Annotated in this window: 22 protein-coding genes; 6 read left to right on the top strand and 16 right to left on the bottom strand. The window is 56.0% G+C overall.

Annotated features, from left to right (window positions below; all coding sequences use genetic code 11):
- Window positions 1–182 precede the first annotated feature (182 nt).
- The 7 genes from QT231_RS14520 to QT231_RS14490 all read right to left on the bottom strand — a co-directional run bounded on the left by QT231_RS14520 (window position 183) and on the right by QT231_RS14490 (window position 6,235).
- Complete coding sequence (locus QT231_RS14520) at window positions 183–506, bottom strand: hypothetical protein (RefSeq protein ID WP_308337564.1); 324 nt, start codon at window positions 504–506, stop codon at window positions 183–185.
- A gap of 574 nt (window positions 507–1,080) precedes the next feature.
- Window positions 1,081–1,383 carry a hypothetical protein gene (locus tag QT231_RS14515; protein ID WP_308337563.1) on the bottom strand — a complete coding sequence of 101 codons (303 nt, stop codon included), beginning with the start codon at window positions 1,381–1,383 and terminating at the stop codon, window positions 1,081–1,083.
- 636 nt (window positions 1,384–2,019) lie between these two features.
- Window positions 2,020–2,331 (bottom strand): hypothetical protein, encoded by a 312-nt coding sequence (locus QT231_RS14510; protein ID WP_308337562.1) that lies wholly within the window; start codon window positions 2,329–2,331, stop codon window positions 2,020–2,022.
- Window positions 2,332–2,638: 307 nt separating this feature from the next.
- Entirely contained in the window at window positions 2,639–3,925 is a 1,287-nt protein-coding gene (gene phoR, locus QT231_RS14505; protein ID WP_308337561.1) for a phosphate regulon sensor histidine kinase PhoR, read from the bottom strand.
- A 2-nt stretch (window positions 3,926–3,927) separates the two neighbouring features.
- Entirely contained in the window at window positions 3,928–4,617 is a 690-nt protein-coding gene (gene phoB, locus QT231_RS14500) for a phosphate regulon transcriptional regulator PhoB (RefSeq protein ID WP_009286297.1), read from the bottom strand.
- Between the two features lie 128 nt (window positions 4,618–4,745).
- Complete coding sequence (ubiA, locus tag QT231_RS14495; protein ID WP_308337560.1) at window positions 4,746–5,636, bottom strand: 4-hydroxybenzoate octaprenyltransferase; 891 nt, start codon at window positions 5,634–5,636, stop codon at window positions 4,746–4,748.
- 35 nt (window positions 5,637–5,671) lie between these two features.
- Window positions 5,672–6,235 (bottom strand): chorismate lyase, encoded by a 564-nt coding sequence (locus tag QT231_RS14490; RefSeq protein ID WP_308337559.1) that lies wholly within the window; start codon window positions 6,233–6,235, stop codon window positions 5,672–5,674.
- A gap of 140 nt (window positions 6,236–6,375) precedes the next feature.
- Between QT231_RS14490 and QT231_RS14485 the strand changes: the two genes are divergently transcribed.
- The 4 genes from QT231_RS14485 (at window position 6,376) to QT231_RS14470 (ending at window position 9,261) form a co-directional block, all read left to right on the top strand.
- The gene (locus QT231_RS14485) at window positions 6,376–7,566 is read left to right on the top strand and encodes an FAD-dependent oxidoreductase (RefSeq protein WP_308337558.1); all 1,191 of its coding nucleotides are present in this window, start codon (window positions 6,376–6,378) and stop codon (window positions 7,564–7,566) included.
- A gap of 108 nt (window positions 7,567–7,674) precedes the next feature.
- Entirely contained in the window at window positions 7,675–7,947 is a 273-nt protein-coding gene (locus QT231_RS14480; RefSeq protein WP_064232353.1) for an HU family DNA-binding protein, read from the top strand.
- Window positions 7,947–8,303, top strand: a complete 357-nt coding sequence (locus tag QT231_RS14475) for a hypothetical protein (RefSeq protein WP_308337557.1) — start codon at window positions 7,947–7,949, stop codon at window positions 8,301–8,303. Before QT231_RS14480 ends, QT231_RS14475 begins: the two co-directional genes overlap by 1 nt.
- A 13-nt stretch (window positions 8,304–8,316) precedes the next feature.
- On the top strand, window positions 8,317–9,261 hold the full coding sequence (locus QT231_RS14470) for a LysR family transcriptional regulator (RefSeq protein WP_308337556.1): 945 nt from the start codon (window positions 8,317–8,319) through the stop codon (window positions 9,259–9,261).
- Here the strand turns inward: QT231_RS14470 and QT231_RS14465 are convergent.
- The 5 genes from QT231_RS14465 to QT231_RS14445 all read right to left on the bottom strand — a co-directional run bounded on the left by QT231_RS14465 (window position 9,240) and on the right by QT231_RS14445 (window position 14,279).
- On the bottom strand, window positions 9,240–10,790 hold the full coding sequence (locus QT231_RS14465) for an aldehyde dehydrogenase family protein (protein WP_308337555.1): 1,551 nt from the start codon (window positions 10,788–10,790) through the stop codon (window positions 9,240–9,242). The two genes, QT231_RS14470 and QT231_RS14465, sit on opposite strands and share 22 nt — an antisense overlap.
- Entirely contained in the window at window positions 10,787–11,692 is a 906-nt protein-coding gene (locus QT231_RS14460) for an NAD(P)-dependent oxidoreductase (RefSeq protein ID WP_308337554.1), read from the bottom strand. Before QT231_RS14460 ends, QT231_RS14465 begins: the two co-directional genes overlap by 4 nt.
- Window positions 11,693–11,811: 119 nt before the next feature.
- Window positions 11,812–12,969 (bottom strand): M20 aminoacylase family protein, encoded by a 1,158-nt coding sequence (locus QT231_RS14455; protein WP_308337553.1) that lies wholly within the window; start codon window positions 12,967–12,969, stop codon window positions 11,812–11,814.
- 10 nt (window positions 12,970–12,979) lie between these two features.
- Window positions 12,980–13,474 carry a hypothetical protein gene (locus tag QT231_RS14450; protein ID WP_308337552.1) on the bottom strand — a complete coding sequence of 165 codons (495 nt, stop codon included), beginning with the start codon at window positions 13,472–13,474 and terminating at the stop codon, window positions 12,980–12,982.
- A complete protein-coding gene (locus QT231_RS14445; RefSeq protein ID WP_308337551.1) occupies window positions 13,461–14,279 on the bottom strand; it encodes a DUF3100 domain-containing protein in 819 nt (272 codons plus the stop codon). The genes QT231_RS14450 and QT231_RS14445 overlap by 14 nt, the downstream gene beginning before the upstream one ends.
- Before the next feature lie 185 nt (window positions 14,280–14,464).
- Here QT231_RS14445 and yccS point away from each other — a divergent pair, with 185 nt between their 5' ends.
- Window positions 14,465–16,672, top strand: a complete 2,208-nt coding sequence (gene yccS, locus QT231_RS14440; protein ID WP_308337550.1) for a YccS family putative transporter — start codon at window positions 14,465–14,467, stop codon at window positions 16,670–16,672.
- On the opposite strand, the gene recG is transcribed toward yccS, so the two are convergent.
- Window positions 16,669–18,744, bottom strand: coding sequence for an ATP-dependent DNA helicase RecG (gene recG, locus QT231_RS14435; RefSeq protein ID WP_308337549.1), 2,076 nt, complete (start codon window positions 18,742–18,744; stop codon window positions 16,669–16,671). The two genes, yccS and recG, sit on opposite strands and share 4 nt — an antisense overlap.
- A complete protein-coding gene (locus QT231_RS14430) occupies window positions 18,741–19,670 on the bottom strand; it encodes a hydrogen peroxide-inducible genes activator (protein WP_308337548.1) in 930 nt (309 codons plus the stop codon). Before QT231_RS14430 ends, recG begins: the two co-directional genes overlap by 4 nt.
- Before the next feature lie 168 nt (window positions 19,671–19,838).
- Here QT231_RS14430 and QT231_RS14425 point away from each other — a divergent pair, with 168 nt between their 5' ends.
- Window positions 19,839–20,720 (top strand): SDR family oxidoreductase, encoded by an 882-nt coding sequence (locus QT231_RS14425; protein ID WP_308337547.1) that lies wholly within the window; start codon window positions 19,839–19,841, stop codon window positions 20,718–20,720.
- Window positions 20,721–20,726: 6 nt separating this feature from the next.
- On the opposite strand, the gene QT231_RS14420 is transcribed toward QT231_RS14425, so the two are convergent.
- Together QT231_RS14420 and QT231_RS14415 are read right to left on the bottom strand one after the other, a co-directional pair.
- The gene (locus tag QT231_RS14420) at window positions 20,727–21,116 is read right to left on the bottom strand and encodes a RidA family protein (RefSeq protein ID WP_022521094.1); all 390 of its coding nucleotides are present in this window, start codon (window positions 21,114–21,116) and stop codon (window positions 20,727–20,729) included.
- A gap of 97 nt (window positions 21,117–21,213) precedes the next feature.
- Complete coding sequence (locus tag QT231_RS14415; RefSeq protein WP_308337546.1) at window positions 21,214–23,361, bottom strand: RelA/SpoT family protein; 2,148 nt, start codon at window positions 23,359–23,361, stop codon at window positions 21,214–21,216.
- Window positions 23,362–23,363: the final 2 nt, after the last annotated feature.

The raw sequence follows: 23,363 nt of genomic DNA, 5'->3' as shown, positions 1-23,363 counted from the left end.
ACTCCTATAACCCAGCTGTCCTTCTGTGTAACGCTGTACGACTAACAGTTTGAACTCTTCATTATGTTTCGCCATGAAAAACACCCCAATCGTTGGAGGAGTGTCCAACTTTTGGGGTGCAGTTCAGAAGCGGGGTTTTTTGCGAGTTACGTTTACATTAGCAGTTACACTTATTTCACTCTTTACCAGTCGGTGCTATCGCCTTCATCCCGGGTCAAATCTTCTGGGCGGATATTGTCACTGCGATGCTTTCTTTCTCCAGTATCAGAAGAGCTGCTTGATGGCGAGAAATCCAAACTATCGCTTTCATCGCGGTTCAAGTCATTTACCGAGGCGTTAGCTGTGTTCGACGTTGTATGTGACGTAGGTTTATCGATCACATTCTGACCAGCAGAACGGTCTTTGTTCAATTCAATTGATGAGCTCGCCATTGCCAGCGGGCTCGCGATTAGACCAAAAGCGATAGCTGCGATAGCGCCTTTTTTGCCCATTTCTTTCCATAACATGACGTTCTCCTCATTATCTCTGTATACCGCTACATGGTAATCAAAGCGGCTACTACATCATTAACAATGCACACTGCACACCAAAACCCATCAATAAAGAAAAAACACCGATAAATCATTATTTTATAGTTAAAATATTGTACATAAAATAAGCCCTCGCAAGCTTATTTTGCCAAAAAAGATTGTGCAATAATTACACATGCGTCGCCATATCTATACAAAAAAACCAGCATTGGCATCCCAGCGAGCGGGCTGAGAGCGTGCGATGAAGGAAAGAATCTAGCAGTGAGTAAGTAGCACGGGGAGCTAAGGGAGGATCGCCAAGAGAGACTTGCACCCCAAAAAATCAGACCCCGCATCAGCAGGGTCTAAGGACACAATACTAGGACAATGACTAACGCTAGCTTCCTTTCCTTTTGCGGGACTCCAACCTTGGAATTTAACCCTGACCAGCGCTCTGATTGTCGTTTGATTCATTCCGTGAATCGATGCGCATCCCTGTGGTGTGACACGCTTCGGCGTGTTTAGCTCACTCTCTAATCGTAATATATTTCTGCACAATTGCAAACTTTTGTTACCAAACGTTTCCATCACCTTCATCGTGCGTTAAGTCTTTTGCGGTGTACTCTGCCTGAGCACTAGTGCGATGAGACTCTGCCTTAATGACATTAGGGCGATCGCCTTCGTCGTACATCAAATCAGATGGGCTAAAATCCGCTTGGCCGGATGTGTGATGAGACTGCGCTTGGATGGGCTCGTCATCAACCGTGAAATCTTGATTGGCATCGATGGAGATATGGGCAAAAGCTAGCGGGCTCGCCAGCAAACAAAATGAAAGACCTGCCACGGCTGCTTTTTTAACAAATACGTTAAACATACTATTTACTCCTGGTGACTGTTTGATACCGCTGAAGTGAAGTGAGAGGGACACTGTGGCAAACATCTCACTGCGGTTAGCTTCACTACCCTGATGTTGCACACGTTGTGCCAACATCACCGATAAAATAATAAATATATATAAATCAAATATTTATTATATATATATTGCGCACAATAATATGCTACTAAAAACAAAAGCACGCTAATCAATTGTGTAGTAATGACACATGCGCAAAATAGTCTGTGCCTTTATGGCACACTCAGCAAAGCAATCCAGGCACTACCCAGGCACAATTGCGAATGGGTCGCTATGGCGAAGTTGATAGAAAAAATGAAAAAAGTACTAGAAGGGAGTGGCAGCAAAGGCGAGCGAGGAGCAAAAAAAAAAAGCAGACGACAAAAAATTAGGCCTCGCAATGCGAGGCCCGATATCAGAATTGATTATAGGTAATGACTAACGCTAGCTTCCACTCCTTGTGCGGGACTCCAACCTTGGAATTCACCCTGACTAACGTTCTGATTTCCTATTGATTCATCCTTGAATCCGAAAAGCATCCTTGCCTTGTAACATCCTGTTGTTCACTTCTTCATCCCATGAAAAAGCATTCAATGATATCTAAAAAGCATCAATGATTTAGCTACCGCCATTTTCTTCAACAAGCTCGTCTGCGTCATATTCAGCATCATCTGAGTGACTGCTGGATTGAGGCTCCATGTCGCTAGCGCCGTCGCCTTCGTCATGGGTTAAATCGTTATTCATGTCTGTACCACTGCTGCTAGAGCTACCGGTACCCTGTGCATCCATTGGCTGCTCATCAGCCGTAATGCCTTGGTTGTCATCAATCGAGGTGTTTTCATCTGTTTGTGCAAAAGCCAATGGGCTTGCCATCAGACCAAAAGAAACACCTAAAATGCCAGCTTTCTTGAGAAAATCCTTGGACATCATATTCCACCTCCGATCGCTGTTTATTACCGCTTGGTTAAGAAAGAAGGGCTAACTAGTAGCCAGCAATTCCTGCGGTCGTCTTCCTTACCCAATAAATTGCATAAGGCATGCCATAAATCCGAACATAAAAATTAAATTCAACAAAATCATTATCTTAATAAAATATCAATCATGCCAAAATGGCCCTATCCAAGCCTACTCTCAACGCTTAAAGCTGTGTAAAAATGGCACATGGGTAAGCTTTACCAACCTTGTATGCCAATATTGCACACTTCTACAGTTACTGTGCGGCGAAAGTCTTGCTAGATTAAACAAGCCGTGAGGAGGGGAAGACGCAGCGGAACAACGCGCCCTTACCGGGGAGAGATTCGATTTGCAACTGCGCATCGTGACGCAATAACACGTGCTTAACGATGGCTAAGCCTAAACCAGTTCCACCGGTCGCCGTGCTGCGCCCCTTATCGACCCGGTAAAAGCGTTCCGTTAAGCGGGGTATATGCACAGGATCTATACCTTCACCGTTATCTTCCACATCGATGTAGCCACCGCCCAAAGCGCCAGCTTTCCAGCGCAGTGTGATTTGGCTGCCTGCTGGCGTGTAACGAACCGCATTAAAGGCAAGATTCGAGACGGCGCTACGGATTTCCTGCTCACTGCCTAATAGCCGGGCGTTGCTCTCGAGTGCAACGGTGATGGTATGCCGTTGATGCGAAAGGGCTAGCGCATCAGCACAAACGCTTTGCAGCAAAGGCTCAAGTGACAGCGGGTGATGATCTCCCCCTCCCTGGTCAATCTCCAAGCGCGAGAGCAGCAATAAATCATTGACCAGATTCTGCATGCGCTGCGTCTGTTCCTGCATTTGCTGAATACTACGACCTAAACGCGGAGGCAGCTGATCGGCAATGTCGCTGTAGGTTTCCAGATAGCCTGAAAGAACGGTCAGCGGGGTTCGCAGCTCGTGGGAGACGTTGGCAACAAAGTCACGCCGCATCTGCTCAAGACGATGTAAGCGAGTAATATCGCGAGCCATGACCAAGCGCTCGTCGTCGCCGTAGAGGGTAATTTGATACTGCAGGATTCGCCGCTCATCAATCGGAGAGGTGAGGGTTAATGGCTCACTGTAGTTACGCGCATTAAAGTAGCTGATAAAACTGGGATCGCGTAGCAGGTTGGTGATGTGTTGGCCCCTATCGTGGGCAGTTTGTAGCCCCAGCATGTCGGTAGCAGCGCTGTTCCACCACTCCAGATCACCGTGACGGTCAAGCATGACCACGCTGTCGCGCATCGCTTCAGAGGATTCCTGAATACGCGCCAAGGTAGCCCGCAGGCGGCTTTGGGTAATGCGCTGACTTTTTTGATAGCGGTATAAACGATCGAATAGCTCGCCCCACATTCCGCTGGCAGCGGGCGGCTCATCGTGAGGGTGAAGGGTGAGCCACAGGTAAAGCTCGCGCAGCTGTCGTAGATGATAAAAAAGGCATATCGCGAGCCCTGCCGCCAGCCCTAGTCCGACGGATCCCAACAGCCAACCTAAGCAAGTACCCAGCGCGGCCAGCCACGCTAGCCGCCACAGTTCACGGCTCCATAGGCGCACATTTACACCCGTGCAGAGAAACGGTAACCGGTACCCCGAACCGTTTGAATCAGGTTTTGATGCACGTCGCCCAGCGCTTTGCGCAAGCGGCGAATATGCACGTCCACCGTGCGCTCTTCGACATACACATTGCCACCCCATACTTGGTCAAGCAGTTGGCTACGCGTGTAAGCGCGCTCTTGGTGGGTCATAAAAAACTGTAGCAATCGATACTCGGTGGGGCCCATTTCCAAGGCTTTGCCGTGGGCGCTTACCCGGTGGCTCACCGGATCAAGCAACAGTCCGTTAATTTCGATCGGGTCTTCAACGCCACGCGGCGTCGCACGGCGCAGCACCGCTTTTAGCCGTGCCACCAATTCCCGGGGCGAAAAGGGCTTGGTGATATAGTCATCGGCACCGGCTTCAAGCCCCTGAATTTTATTATCCTCTTCGCCTTTAGCGGTGAGCATAATGATGGGAATCTCAGCAGTAGTTTCTTCACGCTTTAAGCGTCTAGCCAGCTCAATCCCGCTAGTGCCGGGCATCATCCAGTCCAGTAGCAGTAAATCGGGTTGGTGGTCGACCACCATGGCATGAGCATCCTGGGCGTTATCCGCTTCGAGCACGCGATAGTCAGCCATTTCCAGCGCTACCGCGATCATCTCGCGAATCGACGCCTCATCATCGACAATCAGAACGGTCTTGGCGGTCATACCAGAGCCTCACGGTGTACAAAGAGAATAGCTCAAAGAGAACTAGCTCAAAAACGCTAGCTCAAAGAAAAACAGTTCGATGACGATAACACCATGACTTGATGACAATTATATGACATTCAAAAAAATTAGCCCGCCGCAGGCCACCAACTTAGTGCGATACCGGCAAAAATCAGTAGGCCCGACCAGTGATTATTGAGAAACGCCTGGAAGCAGGCATCCCGCTCCTGATCGCGAATTAAGTGCTGCTGATGCAGGAAGGTCGCCGCCATTGCCCCAAGCCCTAGCCAAAAGAACCCACCTAAACCAACCCGCCAGCCTACCCATGCCAGCAATCCCAGTGTGGCTAGCTGGAGAAGGCCAATAATTAGACGATCAGCATTTCCAAACAGCACCGCCGTCGATTTAATGCCAATTTTTAAATCATCGTCCCGATCGACCATGGCGTACTGGGTATCGTAGGCCACTGTCCAGCACACATTGGCGCAAAATAGCAGCCATGCTTCCAGCGGCACGTAGCCCAGCACGGCGCCAAACGCCATCGGAATTGCCCAGGAAAACGCCGCACCCAGAACCACCTGGGGAAAGTGGGTATAACGCTTCATAAACGGATAAATAATCGCCAGCAGTACCCCGCCCAGCGAGAGCAGCACCGTAAACCAGTTGGTCAGTAATACCAAAATAAACGCAGCGGCCACCAGGGCGATAAACAGCAACTGGGCTTCGGTTTCGCTGATCCGGCCCGTAGCTAATGGACGGTTTTTGGTACGTTTTACATGGCCGTCAAAGTGACGATCAGCATAATCGTTGACCACGCAGCCCGCGGCACGCATCACGTAAACACCTGCCACAAAAATCAGCAGCACATTTCGCCCGGGTACACCTTCCGCAGCGACCCAAAGTGCCCACAGGGTCGGCCACATCAACAGCCATGTGCCTATCGGCCGATTCAAACGCATCAGCTGTAAGAAATCTGCCACGCGAGCCCACCCCTTCGGCCGCAACAATGAACGATCCATGCTTACCTCACCAAGAATAAGATGCAGGCGCTAGCCTAGCGCGAAGGCAGGCCAAGATCATCAGCCATCGCACCCAAAAAATACTCTTGAACTAATAACGACAGACAGCCGTGATAAAAAACAGAGCGACGGCCCCAGGTAGCGTCTCCCTGTATACCGCTCACGCTAGCAAAAGTGGGCGCTTGCGTCGTCGCTTCTAATGGCCCACGGATTAAACCCGGTTGACGAAATAACCAACTGCCTAGCGAGCGTTCACCCAGACGTTCCAAACGCTGGCCCTTTAGCTGCGTGAGCGGGGCGACCGAGCGCGCCACCACCCAAGGGGTTTCATCCAAGCACAGCGCCACTTCGCGCAGCCAGGCGTACCGCCTGGCACCAATGCCCAGCACCTGAGCCTCATCCTGCCGCGGCCAACCGACCCCCTGGCGTAGCACCCTTACGCGAAACGGCTTGTGTCCACCAGCAGCGATTAGGCGGGCGGTCAACGAGTCGGTGGAGGCAACCCACTGCCACCAGGGAGGGCTCATCGCGGGGCGTGCCGCCTCGATGGGGCGCCAGCGCGGGAATAGCGGAATTTGCCGAAAATCAGCAGCCGTCACCGAGTTCTCCAGGGCAATAAACGGGACGACTAGTGTAACATGGGGTACTAACTGGCTTTTGTTCCAGCGACTTTTTTAACGGCTCTGTTTTCACAACTTTGTTTTAATGACTCTGTTTTAACAACTATGTTGGTATCTGCATGCCCGCCACCCAAACGCAAAAACCGCCTTCCCACGCCGCACTGGTAATTATTGGCACCGGGATGGCCGGGGTTGGCCTCGCCCGTGCATTGCGCCGCCTGGGCGACCAACGCTCGATTACTCTGGTAAGCGCTGACAGCGGCGATGACTATAGCAAGCCGTTGCTCTCCACCGGCTTCGCCAAGGGCCTGAAGCCCGACCAATTAGCCCAGCGCAGCGCTGAGGAACTTGGTGAAGAGCTCAACGCCCAAATGGTTATCCACAACCAAGTGAGCACACTGGATGTGGATAACCAATTCGTACTGCTCGACGAAGGCCAGATGATTGGCTACGACACACTGGTATTAGCCACCGGCGCTGCACCCCGCGAGCCCTTCAGCATCGCCCCCAGCGTGGCCCCACGCTGCTTTACCATCAATGACCTGGACGACTACCGCCGCTTTCATACGGCGTTAGGCCATGGCCCTGCACGGGTGGCAATTATTGGTGCGGGGCTGGTTGGCTGTGAATTTGCCAACGACCTGCACGCCGGGGGCCACCACGTCAGTGTTATTGCGCCTGAGGGATTCCTGCTTCCCCGTTTATTGCCGCCCCCCTTGGGGAACGCTCTGGGCGATGCCTTTAGCGAAGCAGGTATTGACCTTCACCTTGGCCGCGCAATTGAGTCTATAGCGCTCAGCGACGACGAAAACAGCGTTCTACAGATGGATAATGGTGCCACTGTCAGCGCGGATCTGATACTGATGGCTACTGGCCTTGTTCCACGCACAGCACTTGCCGAGGCCGCTGGCTTACGCGTATCGCCTAGCGGAATCACCGTTGACCGTCAGTTGCGCACATCGCACCCCAATATCTACGCTCTGGGCGATGTGGCCTGCGTGGACGGCGTCAACGCCATGTACGTACAGCCGCTGCAAGCCAGCGCTAAGGCGCTGGCGGCAACCCTTTCGGGCACACCCACGCCGGTTAGCTTTGGCGCCTGGCCGGTGGTGGTTAAAACGCCGCTGCTGCCAGTGGTTGCCTACCCGCCTACGACCACACCTGAGCGCTGGCGAATTGAAGGGGAAGGCGGTGATATCAGTGCCTTGGCGGAAAATAAAGACGGACGTTTGATTGGTTTTGCGTTGACAGGCGGCTGCGTGAGAAGGAAAGTGGAGCTTTCCAGAGCAGCACCTACGCTGCTAGGCTGATTTTCGTCGCGTTCACGACTAGGCTAGAGAAGCTAACCTAATCGGCTACGCATCCAACAACATGCATTTGTTTGATGTTTGATTTCTATTAACAAGGGGAGATTCCTTATGCGCAAACCTGAACTCGCTGCAGCCATCGCTGAAAGTGCCGACCTGTCCAAAGATAAAGCTGGCCAAGTGCTGAACGTCATTCTGGATGAGATCACCAACAGTTGTGCCAAGGGCGAAGATGTCGCGCTGATTGGTTTTGGCACCTTCACCGTACGTGAGCGTGCAGCGCGCACCGGTAAAAACCCGCAAACCGGCGCCCCGCTGCAAATTCCGGCCAGCAAAAACGTGGCCTTTAAGCCAGGCAAAGGACTTAAGGACGCCGTTTCCTAATGAAGCTCAAGCTGACGCTGTGGCTGCTGGGCGTACTGCTCAAACGCGCCCTGCGCCGCAAGCCGCGCTTTCGTGAGCAGTTAGAGCGTATGCGCGGCCTGGACTGGGGAATTGCCACGGAAGATCTAAGCATTTCCCGCCACTACCGGATGACGCCGAAAAGCATCAGCACCGGTAAAGGGTTGCCCGTGGACTTGGATCTTGAGCTGCGCTTCCGTGATCAGGATACCGCCTTGAAAGTGCTTAAAAAGCCGACCCAGCAGGCCTTTCTCGACGGCATGATGAACGGCAGTGTGCGCCTGGTGGGGGACTCCGCCGATATGAATAAGCTGCAAAAACTACTCAAGTATTTGTAGCGCTTCGCTATCGATGGACATACCTCATCAACGCCTTGTGTACTTCCGCGTTACCCTTGAATCTGGCTCCGTGCGCCGCGCAGCGGCGCGCTTGGATATAGCTCCTTCGGCGGTAAGCCGGCAGATAGTATTGCTGGAAGAAGCTTTGGGAGCCACCCTGATGGAGCGTCAGCGCGATGGCATTTCGCCTACCCCGGTAGGCGAAATGCTGCTTGAGTACTGCGAACGTCGCGGTGCCCTTGATGAAGGCTTTATCGCCTCGCTTGAATCCTACCAGCGCCTGGAAACCGGCAAAATATCGCTCACCGTAGGCGAAGGTTTTGTGAGTGACTTAGTCGCCTCCCCGCTGCACGAATTTACCCAGCTTTATGCGGGCATCCAGCTCGATATTCATATCGCCGGCACCTCGGGCATTATTGAAGCCGTGGTTGATGATCACAGCCATATCGGTTTAATGTTCCACGAAAGAACCCATCCTCAACTGCGTTTCTGGGCTTCTAGTCCACAGCCATTAATGGCCATCCTGTCACCGCAACACCCCTTGGCCAACCAGCCTGCGCCGCTCTCCCTGGAGCAACTTAGCGCCGAACCCATGGCCATGTGGGATCCCAGCCACGGGGTGCGTCAAATGGTCGATCAAGCCTTTCAACAGGCGCGGATCGCCCCTCGCTTGGCAATGAACACTAACTCCATGGTGGTACTGGCGCAGTATGTGCGCAGCGGCATGGGTATCACACTACTGCCCGCCTTTGCCGTTGCGCATGATTTAGAGGTCGGTACGCTAGTGGCGCGCCCGGTAGATAACCCGCTCTTTCAGCGCTCCCAGGCCCACATGGTCACGCGCGTGGGCCGCCAACAGCCTAAAGCCAGCATCTTACTACTGCGTCATTTACAGCGCTGGATGCAGGCTTTTCGCGACCCAGGTTCGGTGCTTGATCAACCAACGCCGCTACCGTAACCAAACGCGACGCTGGCCTCTGGCGCGGTTTCCACCCATACGCTTTGCGAAACCGTATACTCGCGCAGGCCATCCAGGCCGCTGGAGCGGCCAAAGCCGCTATCCCCAAAGCCACCAAACGGTGACATCACGCTGATCGCCTTATAGCTATTGATCCATACCGTACCCGCACGCAGTTGCCCGGCGACACGGTGCGCTCGGGCGACATCCTGGCTCCAAACGGCGCCAGCCAAGCCAAAGCGGGTTTCATTGGCGAGTTGAACGGCCTGGTTTTCATCGTCAAAGGCCATGGCGACCAGCACCGGGCCAAACACTTCTTGCTGGGCAATCTCCATATCTGGAGTGACATCGACCAGCACGGTAGGCGCGATAAAGTAGCCTTGGGCCTCGTTAGGCAGCCCTGCCGGGCGCTCGCCACCGGTCAATAGCCGCGCACCCGCAGCGACGGCGGCGTCGATCATTCGCGTCACCTGCTCAAACTGACGGCGATTCTGCAGTGGGCCCATACGCGTCGCTTCATCGCTGGGCAGGCCGACCGCAATCTGCTCTGCCGCCCGCGCCAAGCGGGTGGTGACCTGCTCAAACACCGAGCGCTCAATCAATAAGCGCGACCCTGCTACACAGCTCTGGCCTGCGGCGGCAAAAATGGCGGCTTGAGCTCCCGCCACCGCTTCGTCCAGCTTGGCGTCGGCAAACACGATATTGGCCGACTTGCCACCCAGCTCTAGCACGCTGGGCACCAGCCGCCGCGCACCCGCTTCGGCAATCAGGCGGCCACTTTGAGGCGAGCCGACGAACACCAGCTTGCTGATGATCGGGTGATCGGTGAGCGCCGCGCCCGTCGTTTTGCCCAGGCCGTTAACAATATTGATAAGTCCCTTCGGCAACCCGCCACTTTCAAGTAGCTTGGCAATTACTACCGATGAGAACGGCGTAAGCTCGGAGGGCTTCAATACCACCCCATTACCCGCTGCTATCGCCGGCGCCAACTGCCAGGCGCAGGTAAACATCGGTGCGTTCCAGGGAGTAATCTGCCCCACCACGCCATAAGGCACGTGGCGGACATAGTTAAGGTGCGAGGTGGGCACCGGTATCACTTCGCCATGCTGCTTATCGCACCAGCCCGCATAGTATTCGAACATCTCGCACACTTTGCCGACTTCGGCCCGGCAGTCACGAATTGGCTTACCGGCAACGACACTTTCCAACTGCGCCAGCGCCTCTTCATGGCCCTCCAGGCCGCGCAGCGCGGCATTCATGCGCCGCCCCCGCTCGCTGGCGGTCAGCGCCATCCACTCGCGCTGCCCCCGCACAGCCGCTTGGGTGGCACGTTCAATCAGCGCTGCGCTGGCGTCGCGATAGGTTACCAACGTTTCGCCAGTGGCCGGATTCGTTAAGGTGATTGGCTCACCCTCTCCCGCGACTAATTCACCCTCAATCCAGTTACTCAGCGGCGTGGCCGCCGCCAGTCCAAAACCTTCAAGTAGTTCTGCAAGATGATCACTGGCGTGTTGGCTAAGTGCGTTCATTCGTTGCCCTCCGCTTGGCTGGCACGCGCTAAAATCGGCGTGGTGATATGGTTAAAGTCGTCGCTATCGGCGGGGTTATCGGCATTCGCGTGCCAGGCATCGACAACGGCTTGCAGCAGGGTCGGCGGGATGCCCAACTGCTCAGCGGCGTCTCGCGCCAGGCGCAGGTCTTTACGCATCAAGCCGGTGGTAAAGCCCGAATCAAAGCGCTCGCTCAGCACCCACTCGGGGAAGTTCACCTCGCTAACCGCGCTGCGCCCCGAACCGCTATTGATGCCCTCCAAACAGGCGGCAGGATCAACGCCTGCCTGGGCCGCCATGGCTACCGCTTCGGCGGTGGTCAGCAAGTGCGCTGCACATAGATAGTTATTGGCCAGCTTGACCACATGGCCGCTGCCGGGGCCGCCCACATGGGTGCGCTTGGCCGACATGGCCTCCAGCATGGGGGCTACCCGCTCGATGGTGGCTTCAGTGCCCCCTAGCAGCATGCCCAGCTTGCCGTTAGCGGCGCCTTTAGGACCGCCGCTAACCGGGGCGTCCAGCCACTGAAGGCCCGCTGCGGTCACCTTTTCGGCCAATTCCCGGCTGACGGTTGGGTCACTGGTGGACGTATCGACAATCACGCTGCCTTTCGGCGCCAGCGTGAGCAAGCCTGGGGATTGCTCAATCACTTCGCGCACATGAGCGGAAGTCGGCAGCGACAGCAGGTAAACATCGCTTGCGGGTAGTTCTTCGGGCGCCACAACGATTAGCCCTTGAGCGGCAAGGCGCGACCGCGCCGGCTCAAATAGATCGCTGCCCGTTACCGCAAACCCTGCGGCTTGAAGGGTGAGGGCCATATTGCCGCCCATCTGCCCCAGCCCGATGACTGTAATGGTTAAAGGCTCAGTTATTAAAGACATTCTAAAACTCCCTAAAGCGCCTTTTTAGCAACACGACGCCGTATATTTGACGTAGACGCTCCCCTACCCAGTGGGCATCAGAGAGCGACAACGCTATATGTTCGAGTTTAACCTTCGATTCAGGCGAGCAGCGCCCTTACCAGCTCCACCCAGTAGCGCGCCCCTAGCGGCAGCAGCGCGTCATTGAAGTCATAGCGTGGGTTGTGCAGCGAAGCGGACTCTTCGCCGTTGCCCATCCAGATATAAGCGCCTGGGCGTTCGGCAAGCAGGAACGAGAAATCCTCAGAGGCCATGCTGGGCGGCGGGTTGCGTCGCACGTTGCCTTGGCCTAATAAGCTTTCCAGTACCGTGGCGCATTGCTGGGCGTGCTCCGGGGTATTGATGGTGGCGGGGTAGCAGCGTTGGTAATCCAGCTCAACGGTCAAGCCATGGAACTCGGCCAAGCTGGCAATCGCCTGTTTAAAGCGCTCTTCCAAGTGCTCTTTATGCGCCATATCAAAACAGCGCAGTGTACCCCGCAGCGCCACCTGCTCGGGGATCACGTTGAAGGTGTCCCCCGCGTTAATACTGGTAATGCTCAGCACCGCCGATTTATCCGGCGGCGTTTCGCGGCTCACCAGCCCTTGCAGCTGGCTGATCAATTGGCAGCTCGCCAATACCGTATCCGTACCCAGGTGGGGCATCGCCGCGTGGCAGCCTTTGCCGGTCAGCGTCAGGCTGAAGATATCGAAGGCGGCCATGACGTCGGTATCGTGCACCGCGGCGACACCAACGGGCAGGCCCGGCCAATTATGCAGACCGTACACGGCGTCCATGGGGAAGCGCTCGAATAGCCCCTCTTCGACCATCACCCTTCCGCCGCCTGCGTTCTCTTCGGCGGGCTGAAAGATAAACACCACCCGGCCTTTGAAATCCGGCTGCTGCTTTAACGCCCAGGCGGCGCCCAACAGCATGGTGGTGTGGCCATCGTGGCCGCAGGCGTGCATCTTGCCGGGCGTTTGCGAGGCGTAGGCAAGCGCCGTCTCTTCGCGGATATCCAGGGCGTCGATATCGGCCCGCAGGCCGATCGTTTTGCCCTCACCCAAGCGGCCAAGCAGGATCGCCACCACGCCGGTACCGGCAATCCCCGTTGTCACCTCAAGGCCCCACTCATTGAGCAGCGCGGCAATACGCGCACTGGTGCGGTGCTCCTCAAACGCGGTTTCCGGGTGTTGATGGAAATCGTGGCGCCATGCGGTTAGTTCTGCGCTGTCCGGTAAATGAACGGAAGTAGTCATCGGCCTATCCTTAAAGCATTACGTGAGCGACAACGGCAGAGCCGATAAAGGTACCGGTGAAGACCAGCAGGGCCACAATCACCAGTTTCCAGCCGGTTTGTTTGAACATGGCAAACTCACGCCCGGTAAGCGCCAGTCCGGCATAGGCCAATACCGGCGTTACCACGGCCAGGAAATCCACCTCCGCCAGCCGCGCGATTATCCAACCGCTACCAGGGAAGAATGGCAGCGTTGCGATAATGCTGATCAGCGACACCCACGCCACGCTGGGTAAATAAAAGGGGCAAAAGCGCCCGATCACCAAGCCGATAATCACCATGACATACAGAATCAGCATGCCGGGCAGTGCGTCTAGCAGCGGCGAGCCATTGACGATATTGCTAAACCACGCAGCGATACACACCGCTGCCAGCACCAACGCGGTTTTGCCTAGCTGATTTTCCGGGCGCAGCTCTTTAAGCGCCTCAGCATCAAACTGATCGACCGTACTCTCATGAGTTTTCATGGCTAACCTCCTGGCGCGAGCCTTTTAAACGCTTGTACATCCACTCAGTGACCGGTAGCGCGATAAATAGCGAGATATATAAACCGGTGGCGTAGGTAAGCAGGTTGCTGGCCCCAGCAAAGGCGAGCAGTTCATCCTTGGATGCCGGTACTGCTTCGACTAAGGCTGCCGAACACGCCGCCACCATACTGCCACTGCCCACCCCACAAGCCATGGCCAGGGCACGAATATCGAGAATATCCAGCGAGGCGATATAGCCCGCCATCAAGGCAAAGTAGAGCGTACCGAACATGGTGCCCACTACATAAACGCCCATAATGCCAATACCTTCAGGACTTCTCAGCCCGTAACGGTCTGAAATAATGGCAATATTGGGTTCACGGGCGATAGAGTAGGTAGCACCAATCGCTTCCCGGCCCATTTTGAGAACCAGAACTGCAAAGGGCAGCGCGATCAGCATGGTGCCGAGATTACCCAGCTCCTGGAGTATTAGTGCAGGGCCTGCGGCGATGATCTGCTCGATCGCTGGGCCAATGGTGGAGCCAAACTTGGCAATAAACGGCAAAATAGCGATCAGGATGATCGGCCCTGCCGCATTACTGACCGGCTTGGGGATAACCTTGCCCATGGCCGAAAAAAGGTGGGGATTAAACAAAACACCAATCACGAAGGCGTAGAGAAGCGGTAGTAACAGCAGTGTTCCGGGCCCGAGAGGAATGCGCACGATGCCGATCCACTCGGCAAACATTGACGTCGCAATCACCAAGAGGTGAAGACGCCAGTTCAGCATTAGTTTGAGATCCATAGGAGTGTCCCTGTTTTTTTTAGAGTCACTCCGAGTATCGAAAGGTTAATGTTTCAATCATAGGGCTTTAGTGCGCTATTTTTTAGAACACTAAGCGCTGTGGGTTAAACGTTGATCGCTGAGGTAGCGACATCCAACGCCTACACATTTATACTAAAGTCTAACATTCACCCATAAGAGCCTCTATGCCCATTACTTTGCCGCTACGGCGCCTTTGGACGCTGGATAAATTCGCCTACAGCCTGCGCGTTTTTATAGCGTTCAGCGGAGCTCTGCTGTTCAGCGGCGTGATGAGCGATGTGGCACTGGTGATACCGCTTTTCCTGGGCATTATCGCCTGCGCGCTGTCTGAAACCGACGACAGCTGGCAAGGCCGCTTGCAAGCCCTGCTGGTAACGCTGGTGTGTTTCACTTCGGCGTCATTTATTGTCCAGTGGCTGTTTCCCTGGCCGTGGCTGTTTGTTGTCGGGTTGGGGCTTTCAACCTTTAGCCTGATTATGCTCGGCGCCATCGGCCAGCGTTACGCCACCATTGCCTCTGGCACGCTGATATTGTCGATCTACTCGATGATCAATATCGAGCAGCACGGCGGGGTCGATGAAGACGTGGCGACACGCCAACTGCTGCTGTTGGCGGGTGCGGTGTGGTACGGGTTAATTTCGGTAGTGTGGTGCGTGCTGTTCTCCCGCCAGCCGGTCAAGCAGAGCATGGCGCGGGTGTACAAAGCGCTGGGCGAGTTTCTGATACTGAAATCGGCGTTATTCGAGCCAGTACGCGGTGTGGATGTGGAAGCCCGCCGGGTGGCCCTGGCGCGCCAGAACGGCAAGGTCGTCGATGCGCTCAACCAAGCCAAAGAGATGATCTTCAGGCGCTTAGAGGGCCAGCGCGGCGACCAAAAACTCAACCGCTACCTGCGTATCTACTTTATCGCCCAGGATATTCACGAACGCGCCAGCTCCACCCACTATCCCTACAGCGCGCTCAGCAAAGCATTCTTCCACCACGATGTGCTGTTTCGCTGTCAGCGGCTGCTCGATCAACAGGGACGCGCTTGCCGCCAACTGGCTAAATCGCTGCTGCTTAATCGGCCCTTCGATCACCAGCAGAGCGAAGAGGCGCTGGCTGATTTACACGCTTCGATAGAGAACCTCCGCGACCGGGGCAAGCCCGAGTGGCGCCCGCTGCTGTACCCCCTAAGTGCCCTGGCTGACAACCTCGCCACTCTGGAAAACCAGCTCGCCAGCGCCCACAATCCCGGCGTTAGCGACGAGCGGCGCGACAGTTCGCTGTTTGATCGCTCACCATCGAGTTTGCTGGAAGCGTGGAAGCGGGTGCGCTTGAATTTTACCCTTGGCTCGCCCACCTTTCGTCACGCGGTGCGGCTCTCCATCGCGCTAATGACCGGCTACGGGATCATGCAGTGGATCGACCCGGCGCAGGGCTTTTGGATTCTGCTCACTACGCTGTTTGTCTGTCGGCCCAACTTTGCCACCACACGGCGCTTTTTATCACAGCGGATTATTGGCACGGTATTAGGCTTGGTAGTGGGCTGGGCGTCGATCAGTCTCTTTCCGCATCCGCTTGTGCAAAGCATCATCGCCGTGGCCGCTGGGGTTTCATTTTTCGCCAACCGCGAAAAACACTATGTGATCGCCACGGCGTCCATCACCCTGCTGGTGCTGTGCAGCTTCAATCAGGTGGGCGACGGCTATAACTTAATCCTGCCGCGCCTGCTTGATACCCTACTTGGCTCGCTGATTGCGGGGTTAGCGGTGTTCTTTATCCTCCCCGACTGGCAGGGCCGCAGGCTTTATCGCGAGGCTGCCAATGCGCTAAACAACCATCGCCGCTACCTGGAGGAGATCATCCACCAGTACGAGGAGGGCAAGCAGGATGACCTGGCCTATCGCCTGGCGCGGCGCAATGCCCATAACGCCGACGCGGCACTCTCCACCTTGCTCACTAATATGCTCCACGAACCCGGGCATTACCGTAGACAGGATGCAGATAACGGCCTGCGCTTTCTGGTGCTCTCCAACACCCTGCTCAGCCACCTCTCTGCGCTGGGCGCCCATCGCCACCAGTTGGCAGACGATGAAGATGACGCAACCCTGGTGCCAGTGGCAAAGCGCATTGGTGAGTTACTGGGCCAGATCGCTGAACGGTTAAACCAACGCCAGCCGGTCGAGGCACTAGCGGATCAAGCCGCTGAACTGCTAACCCAGTTAGAAGAGCAGAGTGCCGCAGCAGACGAACAAGCTGTTACCCTCTACCGCCCTATCCAGAGCCAGCTGCGCCTTATTACCGAGCAACTCGCCCCGCTGGGCGAAGCGGCAAATCGGTTGGTGGGAAGTGAAGATCACACGCCAAGCAGCGTTACTGACCACGCCTAAACCTGCCCATACCGCCCCGCAGCCTCCCCCAGCCAGCGGCGCACCAGCACGGCGGTGATGTCGGGGTTGCCTTGCAGTGTTTGGGCCATGGCCGTTACTCGCTCTAGCAGGTCGGCATCGCGCTCCAGGTCGGCTATTTTCATCTGCGCCAGGCCGGTCTGGCGTGTGCCGAGGACTTCACCGGGGCCGCGGATTTCCAGATCTTTTTCGGCAATGCGAAAGCCGTCGGTGGTTTCTCGCATCACCGCCAAGCGCTGGCGGGAGCTTTTCGATAGCGGCGGATGGTAGAGCAATACACAGAAGCTTTCCGTGCTGCCGCGCCCTACCCGGCCGCGAAGCTGGTGAAGCTGTGAAAGCCCCAGGCGTTCGGGGTTTTCGATAATCATCAGGCTGGCGTTGGGCACATCCACCCCTACCTCGATCACCGTGGTGGCCACTAATAGATCTAGCTCGCCCGCTTTGAAGGCGGTCATTACTTCGGCTTTCTCGCTCGATTTCATGCGCCCGTGAACTAACCCCACCGCCAGCTCAGGCAAGGCAACAGTTAGCTCGTCGCGGGTGACCTCAGCAGCCTGGCACTGTAGCACCTCGGACTCATCGATCAGCGTGCACACCCAGTACGCCTGGCGGCCTTCGCTGCAGGCTAGCCGAATACGCTCAACCACTTCAGGGCGGCGCTCGTCGGGCACTACCACCGTTTTCACCGGCGTACGGCCGGGGGGCAGTTCGTCGATTACTGAAACATCCAGATCCGCGTAGGCGCTCATGGCCAGGGTGCGGGGAATAGGCGTGGCGGTCATGATCAGTTGGTGCGGCGTTAGCCCGCCCGCCTCGCCCTTCTCACGTAGCGCCAGGCGTTGATGCACGCCAAAGCGGTGCTGCTCGTCAATGATCGCCAGCCCTAAACATTGGAAGTGGACGTCATCCTGAAACAGCGCGTGGGTGCCCACCACCATGCGCGCGCGGCCGTCGGCAATCGCCGCCTTGGCATCCAGTCGCGCTTTGCCTTTAAGCTTGCCCGCCAGCCACGCCACTTCGATCCCCAGCGGCTCAAACCAGGCTTTAAACGAGCGGTAGTGCTGCTCGGCGAGGATTTCCGTCGGCGCCATGATCGCCGCCTGGCAATTACCCGCCAGGGCGCTTAGCGCGGCCATGGCAGCTACCACGGTTTTTCCCGAGCCGACATCGCCCTGAATCAACCGCAGCATCGGCGCCGGGCGGCTTAAATCGTGGCTGATCTCCTCAAGCACGCGGCGCTGGGCGCCGGTTAAGGCAAACGGCAGTTGGGCCAAAAAGCGCGCCTGGAGGCTGCGTCCAGAGGGCAGCGTCGGCGCGCCATCCGCCTGGATACGCAGGCGCACTTCGCGCAGGCTTAATTGATGGGCGAGCAGCTCTTCCAGCGCCAGCCGCCGAGTGGCCGGGTGCTGACCGAAGGTTAACTGCTCGATATTCACATCAGGCGGTGGCTGGTGTAGCAAATGCAGGCTGGCATGGAGCCCCGGTAGCTGAAAGCGTTGGAGAAGCGTATCGGGGATCACGTCCGGCAAGGCTTCAGGGGCGTCATCCAGCAGCCCAAGCGCCTGTTGCGCCAATGCACGCAGCCGCGGCTGATTAAGACCTTCGGTGGTGGGGTAAATGGGCGTGAAATACTCGTCTACCGGGGTTTCACTGCCACTCAAACGATATTCGGGGTGATAGATTTCCAACCCGGTGGCCCCGGCCCGCGCTTCACCAAAAGCCCGCACCGTGGTACCGGGGCGCAGCTGTTGCTGCTGGGCGGGGGAGAAGTGAAAAAAGCGCAGACTCAAAATACCGCTGGCATCGCGCAGGCGCACCAGTAGGCTGCGACGACGCCCTTTTACCACGTCGCAGGCGGTTACTTCGCCCTCTATCACCGCCTCTTGACCGGCACGCAACAGACCAATCGGCGTCAGCCGCGTGCGATCCTGGTAGCGTAGTGGCAGATGAAACAGCAGATCGCTGACCCGCTCGATCCCCAACCGGCCAAGTTTTAGCGCCAGCGCTTCGCCCACACCCTTCAGCGCGGTTATCGGCGCGGAGAGATCGCTCATGGGGCGCTTTTCACGGCTTTGGCAGGTTGACGGCAGTGGCTGATCGCCTGGATGAGTGCCTCAATAGCTTTGGGCCGGGGAAAGCTCGCCCGCCAGGCAATCGCCACAGTGCGCGAGGGTGCTGGCTCAACAAAGGGCCGACTGACCAGCATGGCATTTTCATACTGGTCGGTACCCAACGCAGACTGCGGCAATACGGTGATGCCTAACCGGGAAGCCACCATATGGCGAATGGTTTCCAGCGACCCGCCTTCGGCGATCAGCGTATTGTTGGGGCTGTTGAGCTTTTGGGTAATCGCTGGGCAGGCTTCCAAAATTTGATCGCGGAAACAGTGACCTTCGCCAAGCAGCAACAGGCGCTCTTCGAGTAAGTCCTCTTTATTGATCGCCTCCCGCTCGACCCAGGGGTGATTGGCGGGGATGAGCACTTCAAAGGCTTCATCGTAAATCGGCTTGGTCACCACATCAGTTTCAGTAAACGGAAGGGCGACAATAATCACATCCAGCTCACCGCTTCTCAGCTTGGCGCGCAGCGTGCCGGTCATACCCTCTTCAATATACAGCGGCATTTGCGGTGCCGCGTTAGCCAGGGCTGGCACTAGATGGGGAAACAGGTAGGGCCCAATGGTATAAATCGCCCCAATGCGCAGCGGGTTGGCCAACTGATCTTTACCCGCGCTGGCGAGCTGAAAAATCAGGCTGCTCTGCTCCAGCACACGCTGGGCCTGGGCAACGATTTTTTCACCCAGCGGGGTAACCTGCACGGTGGACTTGGAGCGCTCAAATAGCGGTGTTTCGAGCTCTTCTTCCAGCTTTTTCACCGCCACCGAGAGCGTAGGCTGCGAAACGTGGCAGCGTTCTGCCGCGCGGCCAAAGTGACGCTCCTGGGCAAGGGTTACGATGTAGCGAAGTTCTGTTAAAGTCATAGCGGTGCCAGTGGCATCCTCTCGTAGCAGCGTGTGACTAACATAGTGACAGTCAGCGGGATGGAAAAGGACAAGCAAGCTCTGCCGTCGGTCTTCTCATCCGACAATCGCATATTTGGTAGAGACTTTGCATCTAATAGGGAATATTAATCAAGAGGAGTAAGCACGGTGAAGCTAACCGTACTGATTATCGGCTGTGGCGATATTGGGATCAACCTTGGGCGCGAACTGCTTGAGGAAGGACACCAGGTGATTGGCTTACGTCGCAACGTGGAAGCCCTAAAAGGCACCGGTATCAAACCGCTGAAGCTGGATTTAAACGATCTTGAAGACGCCGATGCCAAAAGCCTGCCCCAGGCTGACTATGTGGTGTATACCGTCAGCGCTGACCGTTTCGAAGAGAGCGCCTATCAAAGCGCTTACCCTGACGGCTTACAGCGCGTGCTGAGCGTGATGGAGCAGCACAAAACGCCGCCGCGTCGGGTGTTTTTTGTCTCATCAACCAGCGTACACGGCCAGCAGGAAGGCGAAGTGGTCAACGAAGAGACCCCGCCCGATTCGACCAGCTTCTCTGGCACGCTAATGTGCGAAGCCGAGCAGGCGCTAATCAATCATGCGCTACCCGGCACAGTGGTGCGTTTTTCCGGCATTTACGGCCCAGGCCGCGACCGGCTGATTCATCAGGTGGCTGAAGGTCGTGTGGCTGCGATCACCCCGGTGGTGTACTCCAACCGCATCCATCGCGACGATTGTACCGGCATTCTTGCCCACCTGATTCGCTACCAAGAAAGTGGTGAGACGCTGGCAGATATCTACCTGGGTAGCGATTGCGAGCCGGTCACCATGCACAACGTCATGATGTGGCTGGCAGAGCAGCTTAACGTAGAGGCCACCGAGACCATGCAGTCCCCTTTACGCCGACGCACTAGCAAGCGTTGCGATAACCAGCGCATATTGAGCACTGGCTATCAGTTCCGATTCCCCAGCTACCGCGAAGGTTATGCACAGGTACTAAAAGAGGGCGGCTTTCTAGCGCTAAATAAAGTCTAGAGCGAGCTAGTCACCGATAACCATCACCGCTTCCGCTTCCACCTGGCTGCCTTTGGGCAGCGCTTTGACGCCAACGGCGGCGCGGGCGGGGAAAGGAGCGGTGAAGAACTCTTCCATGACTTGGTTAACAATCGCAAAGTTATCCAAGTCCACCAGATACAGGTTCAGCTTAACGATATCGCTGAGTGACCCCGCCGCTTCTTCACACACTGCCTGCAGGTTGGTGAAGACTTGGCGCGCCTGGGCTTCAAAATCTTCAGAGACAATCGCCATGGTCGCGGGATCCAGCGGAATTTGGCCGGAAAGATACACCGTGTTGCCCGCTTTAATGGCCTGGGAGTAAGGGCCGATAGCCGCGGGGGCTTTGCTGGTGTTGATAACAGCCTTATTGCTCATACGTTGGTTCGCTCCTGTAGTAGACAATACTTAATTATTTAATGCTGAAAAATAGCGATCACTGCCGATTTTTATCGGCATATCGTAATAGTCGCCGTTAATTGGCGAGTCGGGTTATCTTGCCAACGTTGGGAAGATTACGGATGCGTTTAATGATGCGTGCCAAGTGCACGCGGCCTTTCACCGAAAGCGTCAGGTTAACGGTGGAAAGGTGGGCATCGCGCTCTTCAATGCCAATCCGTTCAATGTTGGCATCCGCATCGGTAACTAGCCCGGCAAGCTCCGCGACCAGCCCCCTCCGGCTCTCAATTTCTATGCGCAGCGCAACCGGGAAGTCTTCATCAATGGTATCCGACCACTCCAGCGCGAAGAGCTTATCTGGATCGTTTTTATCGGCGAAGTTCTTATCCACCACGTTTTTACACTCGGCGCGATGCACCACCAAGCCTTTACCCGTGGAAAGGTGGCCAACCACCGGATCGCCCGGCAGCGGATGGCAGCAGCGCGCAAAGTTAATCACCATGCCTTCGCTGCCGCTGATCATCACGGCTTTGCTACCGTCAACGCCTACTGGAGGCTCATAGGTCTGATCACCATGGGCTGCATCCACCAAGCGGCGAGCCACTACGTGGGTCATGCGGTTACCCAGCCCGAGCGACTCCAATAGTGCCTCTTCGGAAGTCACATCCAGCTCTTTGAAGGCCCGCTTGAGGACACTCTCATCCAGCTCTTCCAGACTGGTATCAAATGGCGCCAGCGCTTTATTGAGCAAGCGCCGCCCTAACATGACCGCTTCGGTCTGCTGCTGATACTTCAGCGCATGACGAATCGCTGAACGCGCCTTGGCCGTGGTCACAAAGTTAAGCCAAGCAAGATTTGGCTTAGCTCCAGGGGCCGTAATAATTTCCAGTGTCTGGCCGCTCTCTAAGCGCGTCGAAAGCGGCGCCAAGTGGCGATCAATACGGCAGGCGATGCAGTTATTACCGATATCCGTGTGCACGGTGTAGGCGAAGTCGATCACAGTAGCGCCCTGGGGGAGCTCCATAATGTCGCCTTTAGGCGTAAACACGTAGATATCGTCAGGAAACAGGTCGTTTTTAACGTGTTCGATAAACTCCAGCGAGTCGCCGGCATGACGCTGCATTTCCAGCAGCCCTTTCACCCAAGCACGGGCGCGAGCATGGCTGCCCTCGGCAATCGGGTGCGAAGTCTGCCCTGCTTTATAAAGCCAGTGGGCGGCAATGCCGTTATTGGCCATCGCTTCCATTTCGCGGGTGCGTATCTGCACTTCAATGGGCATACCGCGAGAGCCAAACAGGGTGGTATGCAGGCTCTGGTAACCGTTGGCTTTGGGGATCGCAATATAGTCTTTAAAGCGCCCTGGCACCGGTTTATAGAGGTTATGCACCACGCCCAGAATACGGTAGCAGCTGGCCACATCTTCGGTAATGATGCGAAAACCAAACACGTCCATAATTTCGGCAAAGGGCTTACGCTGGTCGCGCATCTTTTTATAGATCGACAGCAGATGCTTTTGGCGTCCTACCACCGTACCGTTGAGTGCGTCGTCATCCAGGCTTTTTTGCAGCGATGACTGTATTTCGCGCATAGCGCTGCGCCGGTGTCCCCTCGCACTGGCAACGGCGCGTTTGATACGCTCCGCGCGCATAGGGTGAATCGCTTGAAAGGAGAGATCCTCAAGCTCGATACGAATCGTATTGATACCCAGACGCCCGGCAATACGGGCGTAAATTTCCAGGGTTTCGCGGGCGATGCGGCGCTTCTTATCAGGGCGCAAGGCGCCCAGAGTGCGCATATTATGCAGCCGGTCGGCCAGCTTAACGATGATGACGCGAATATCCCGCGACATCGCCAGCACCATCTTCTGAAAGTTTTCCGCCTGGGCAACGGCTTTGTCTTCAAAGGTGATCTGGGTAAGTTTGGAGACCCCATCCACCAGTTCGGCTACCGGTTTACCAAACTGAGACTCCAGGGCTTTTTTGGAAACGCCGGTGTCTTCGATAACGTCGTGCAGCATGGCGGCCATCAGGCTTTGATGATCCATGTGCATATTGGCGAGAATATTCGCTACCGCGAGCGGGTGGGTAACGTAGGGCTCACCGGAACGCCGACGCTGGCCGTCATGGGCCTGCTCAGCGTAGTAAAAGGCGCGTTTGACCTGCTGGATTTCATCCGGGGGTAAATAGCCGCCGAGTCTATCGGCCAGGTCATCAATGGTGAACATCT

Origin of the sequence: Halomonas sp. SpR1 (assembly GCF_031010175.1) — a bacterium.
In the GTDB taxonomy this organism is placed as follows: Bacteria; Pseudomonadota; Gammaproteobacteria; order Pseudomonadales; family Halomonadaceae; genus Vreelandella.
Note: the sequence above shows the minus strand (reverse complement) of the source record. Positions and strands in the feature narration are given on the sequence as shown.

What these genes read in the sequence shown, in the direction of transcription:
- QT231_RS14520 (WP_308337564.1), bottom strand. Translation starts at nt 506, where the DNA reads ATGTTATGGAAAGAAATGGGCAAAAAAGGCGCTATCGCAGCTATCGCT.
- QT231_RS14515 (WP_308337563.1), bottom strand. Translation starts at nt 1,383, where the DNA reads ATGTTTAACGTATTTGTTAAAAAAGCAGCCGTGGCAGGTCTTTCATTT.
- QT231_RS14510 (WP_308337562.1), bottom strand. Translation starts at nt 2,331, where the DNA reads ATGATGTCCAAGGATTTTCTCAAGAAAGCTGGCATTTTAGGTGTTTCT.
- phoB (WP_009286297.1), bottom strand. Translation starts at nt 4,617, where the DNA reads ATGACCGCCAAGACCGTTCTGATTGTCGATGATGAGGCGTCGATTCGC.
- ubiA (WP_308337560.1), bottom strand. Translation starts at nt 5,636, where the DNA reads ATGGATCGTTCATTGTTGCGGCCGAAGGGGTGGGCTCGCGTGGCAGAT.
- QT231_RS14485 (WP_308337558.1), top strand. Translation starts at nt 6,376, where the DNA reads ATGCCCGCCACCCAAACGCAAAAACCGCCTTCCCACGCCGCACTGGTA.
- QT231_RS14480 (WP_064232353.1), top strand. Translation starts at nt 7,675, where the DNA reads ATGCGCAAACCTGAACTCGCTGCAGCCATCGCTGAAAGTGCCGACCTG.
- QT231_RS14475 (WP_308337557.1), top strand. Translation starts at nt 7,947, where the DNA reads ATGAAGCTCAAGCTGACGCTGTGGCTGCTGGGCGTACTGCTCAAACGC.
- QT231_RS14470 (WP_308337556.1), top strand. Translation starts at nt 8,317, where the DNA reads ATGGACATACCTCATCAACGCCTTGTGTACTTCCGCGTTACCCTTGAA.
- QT231_RS14465 (WP_308337555.1), bottom strand. Translation starts at nt 10,790, where the DNA reads ATGAACGCACTTAGCCAACACGCCAGTGATCATCTTGCAGAACTACTT.
- QT231_RS14460 (WP_308337554.1), bottom strand. Translation starts at nt 11,692, where the DNA reads ATGTCTTTAATAACTGAGCCTTTAACCATTACAGTCATCGGGCTGGGG.
- QT231_RS14455 (WP_308337553.1), bottom strand. Translation starts at nt 12,969, where the DNA reads ATGACTACTTCCGTTCATTTACCGGACAGCGCAGAACTAACCGCATGG.
- QT231_RS14450 (WP_308337552.1), bottom strand. Translation starts at nt 13,474, where the DNA reads ATGAAAACTCATGAGAGTACGGTCGATCAGTTTGATGCTGAGGCGCTT.
- QT231_RS14445 (WP_308337551.1), bottom strand. Translation starts at nt 14,279, where the DNA reads ATGGATCTCAAACTAATGCTGAACTGGCGTCTTCACCTCTTGGTGATT.
- yccS (WP_308337550.1), top strand. Translation starts at nt 14,465, where the DNA reads ATGCCCATTACTTTGCCGCTACGGCGCCTTTGGACGCTGGATAAATTC.
- recG (WP_308337549.1), bottom strand. Translation starts at nt 18,744, where the DNA reads ATGAGCGATCTCTCCGCGCCGATAACCGCGCTGAAGGGTGTGGGCGAA.
- QT231_RS14430 (WP_308337548.1), bottom strand. Translation starts at nt 19,670, where the DNA reads ATGACTTTAACAGAACTTCGCTACATCGTAACCCTTGCCCAGGAGCGT.
- QT231_RS14420 (WP_022521094.1), bottom strand. Translation starts at nt 21,116, where the DNA reads ATGAGCAATAAGGCTGTTATCAACACCAGCAAAGCCCCCGCGGCTATC.
- QT231_RS14415 (WP_308337546.1), bottom strand. Translation starts at nt 23,361, where the DNA reads ATGTTCACCATTGATGACCTGGCCGATAGACTCGGCGGCTATTTACCC.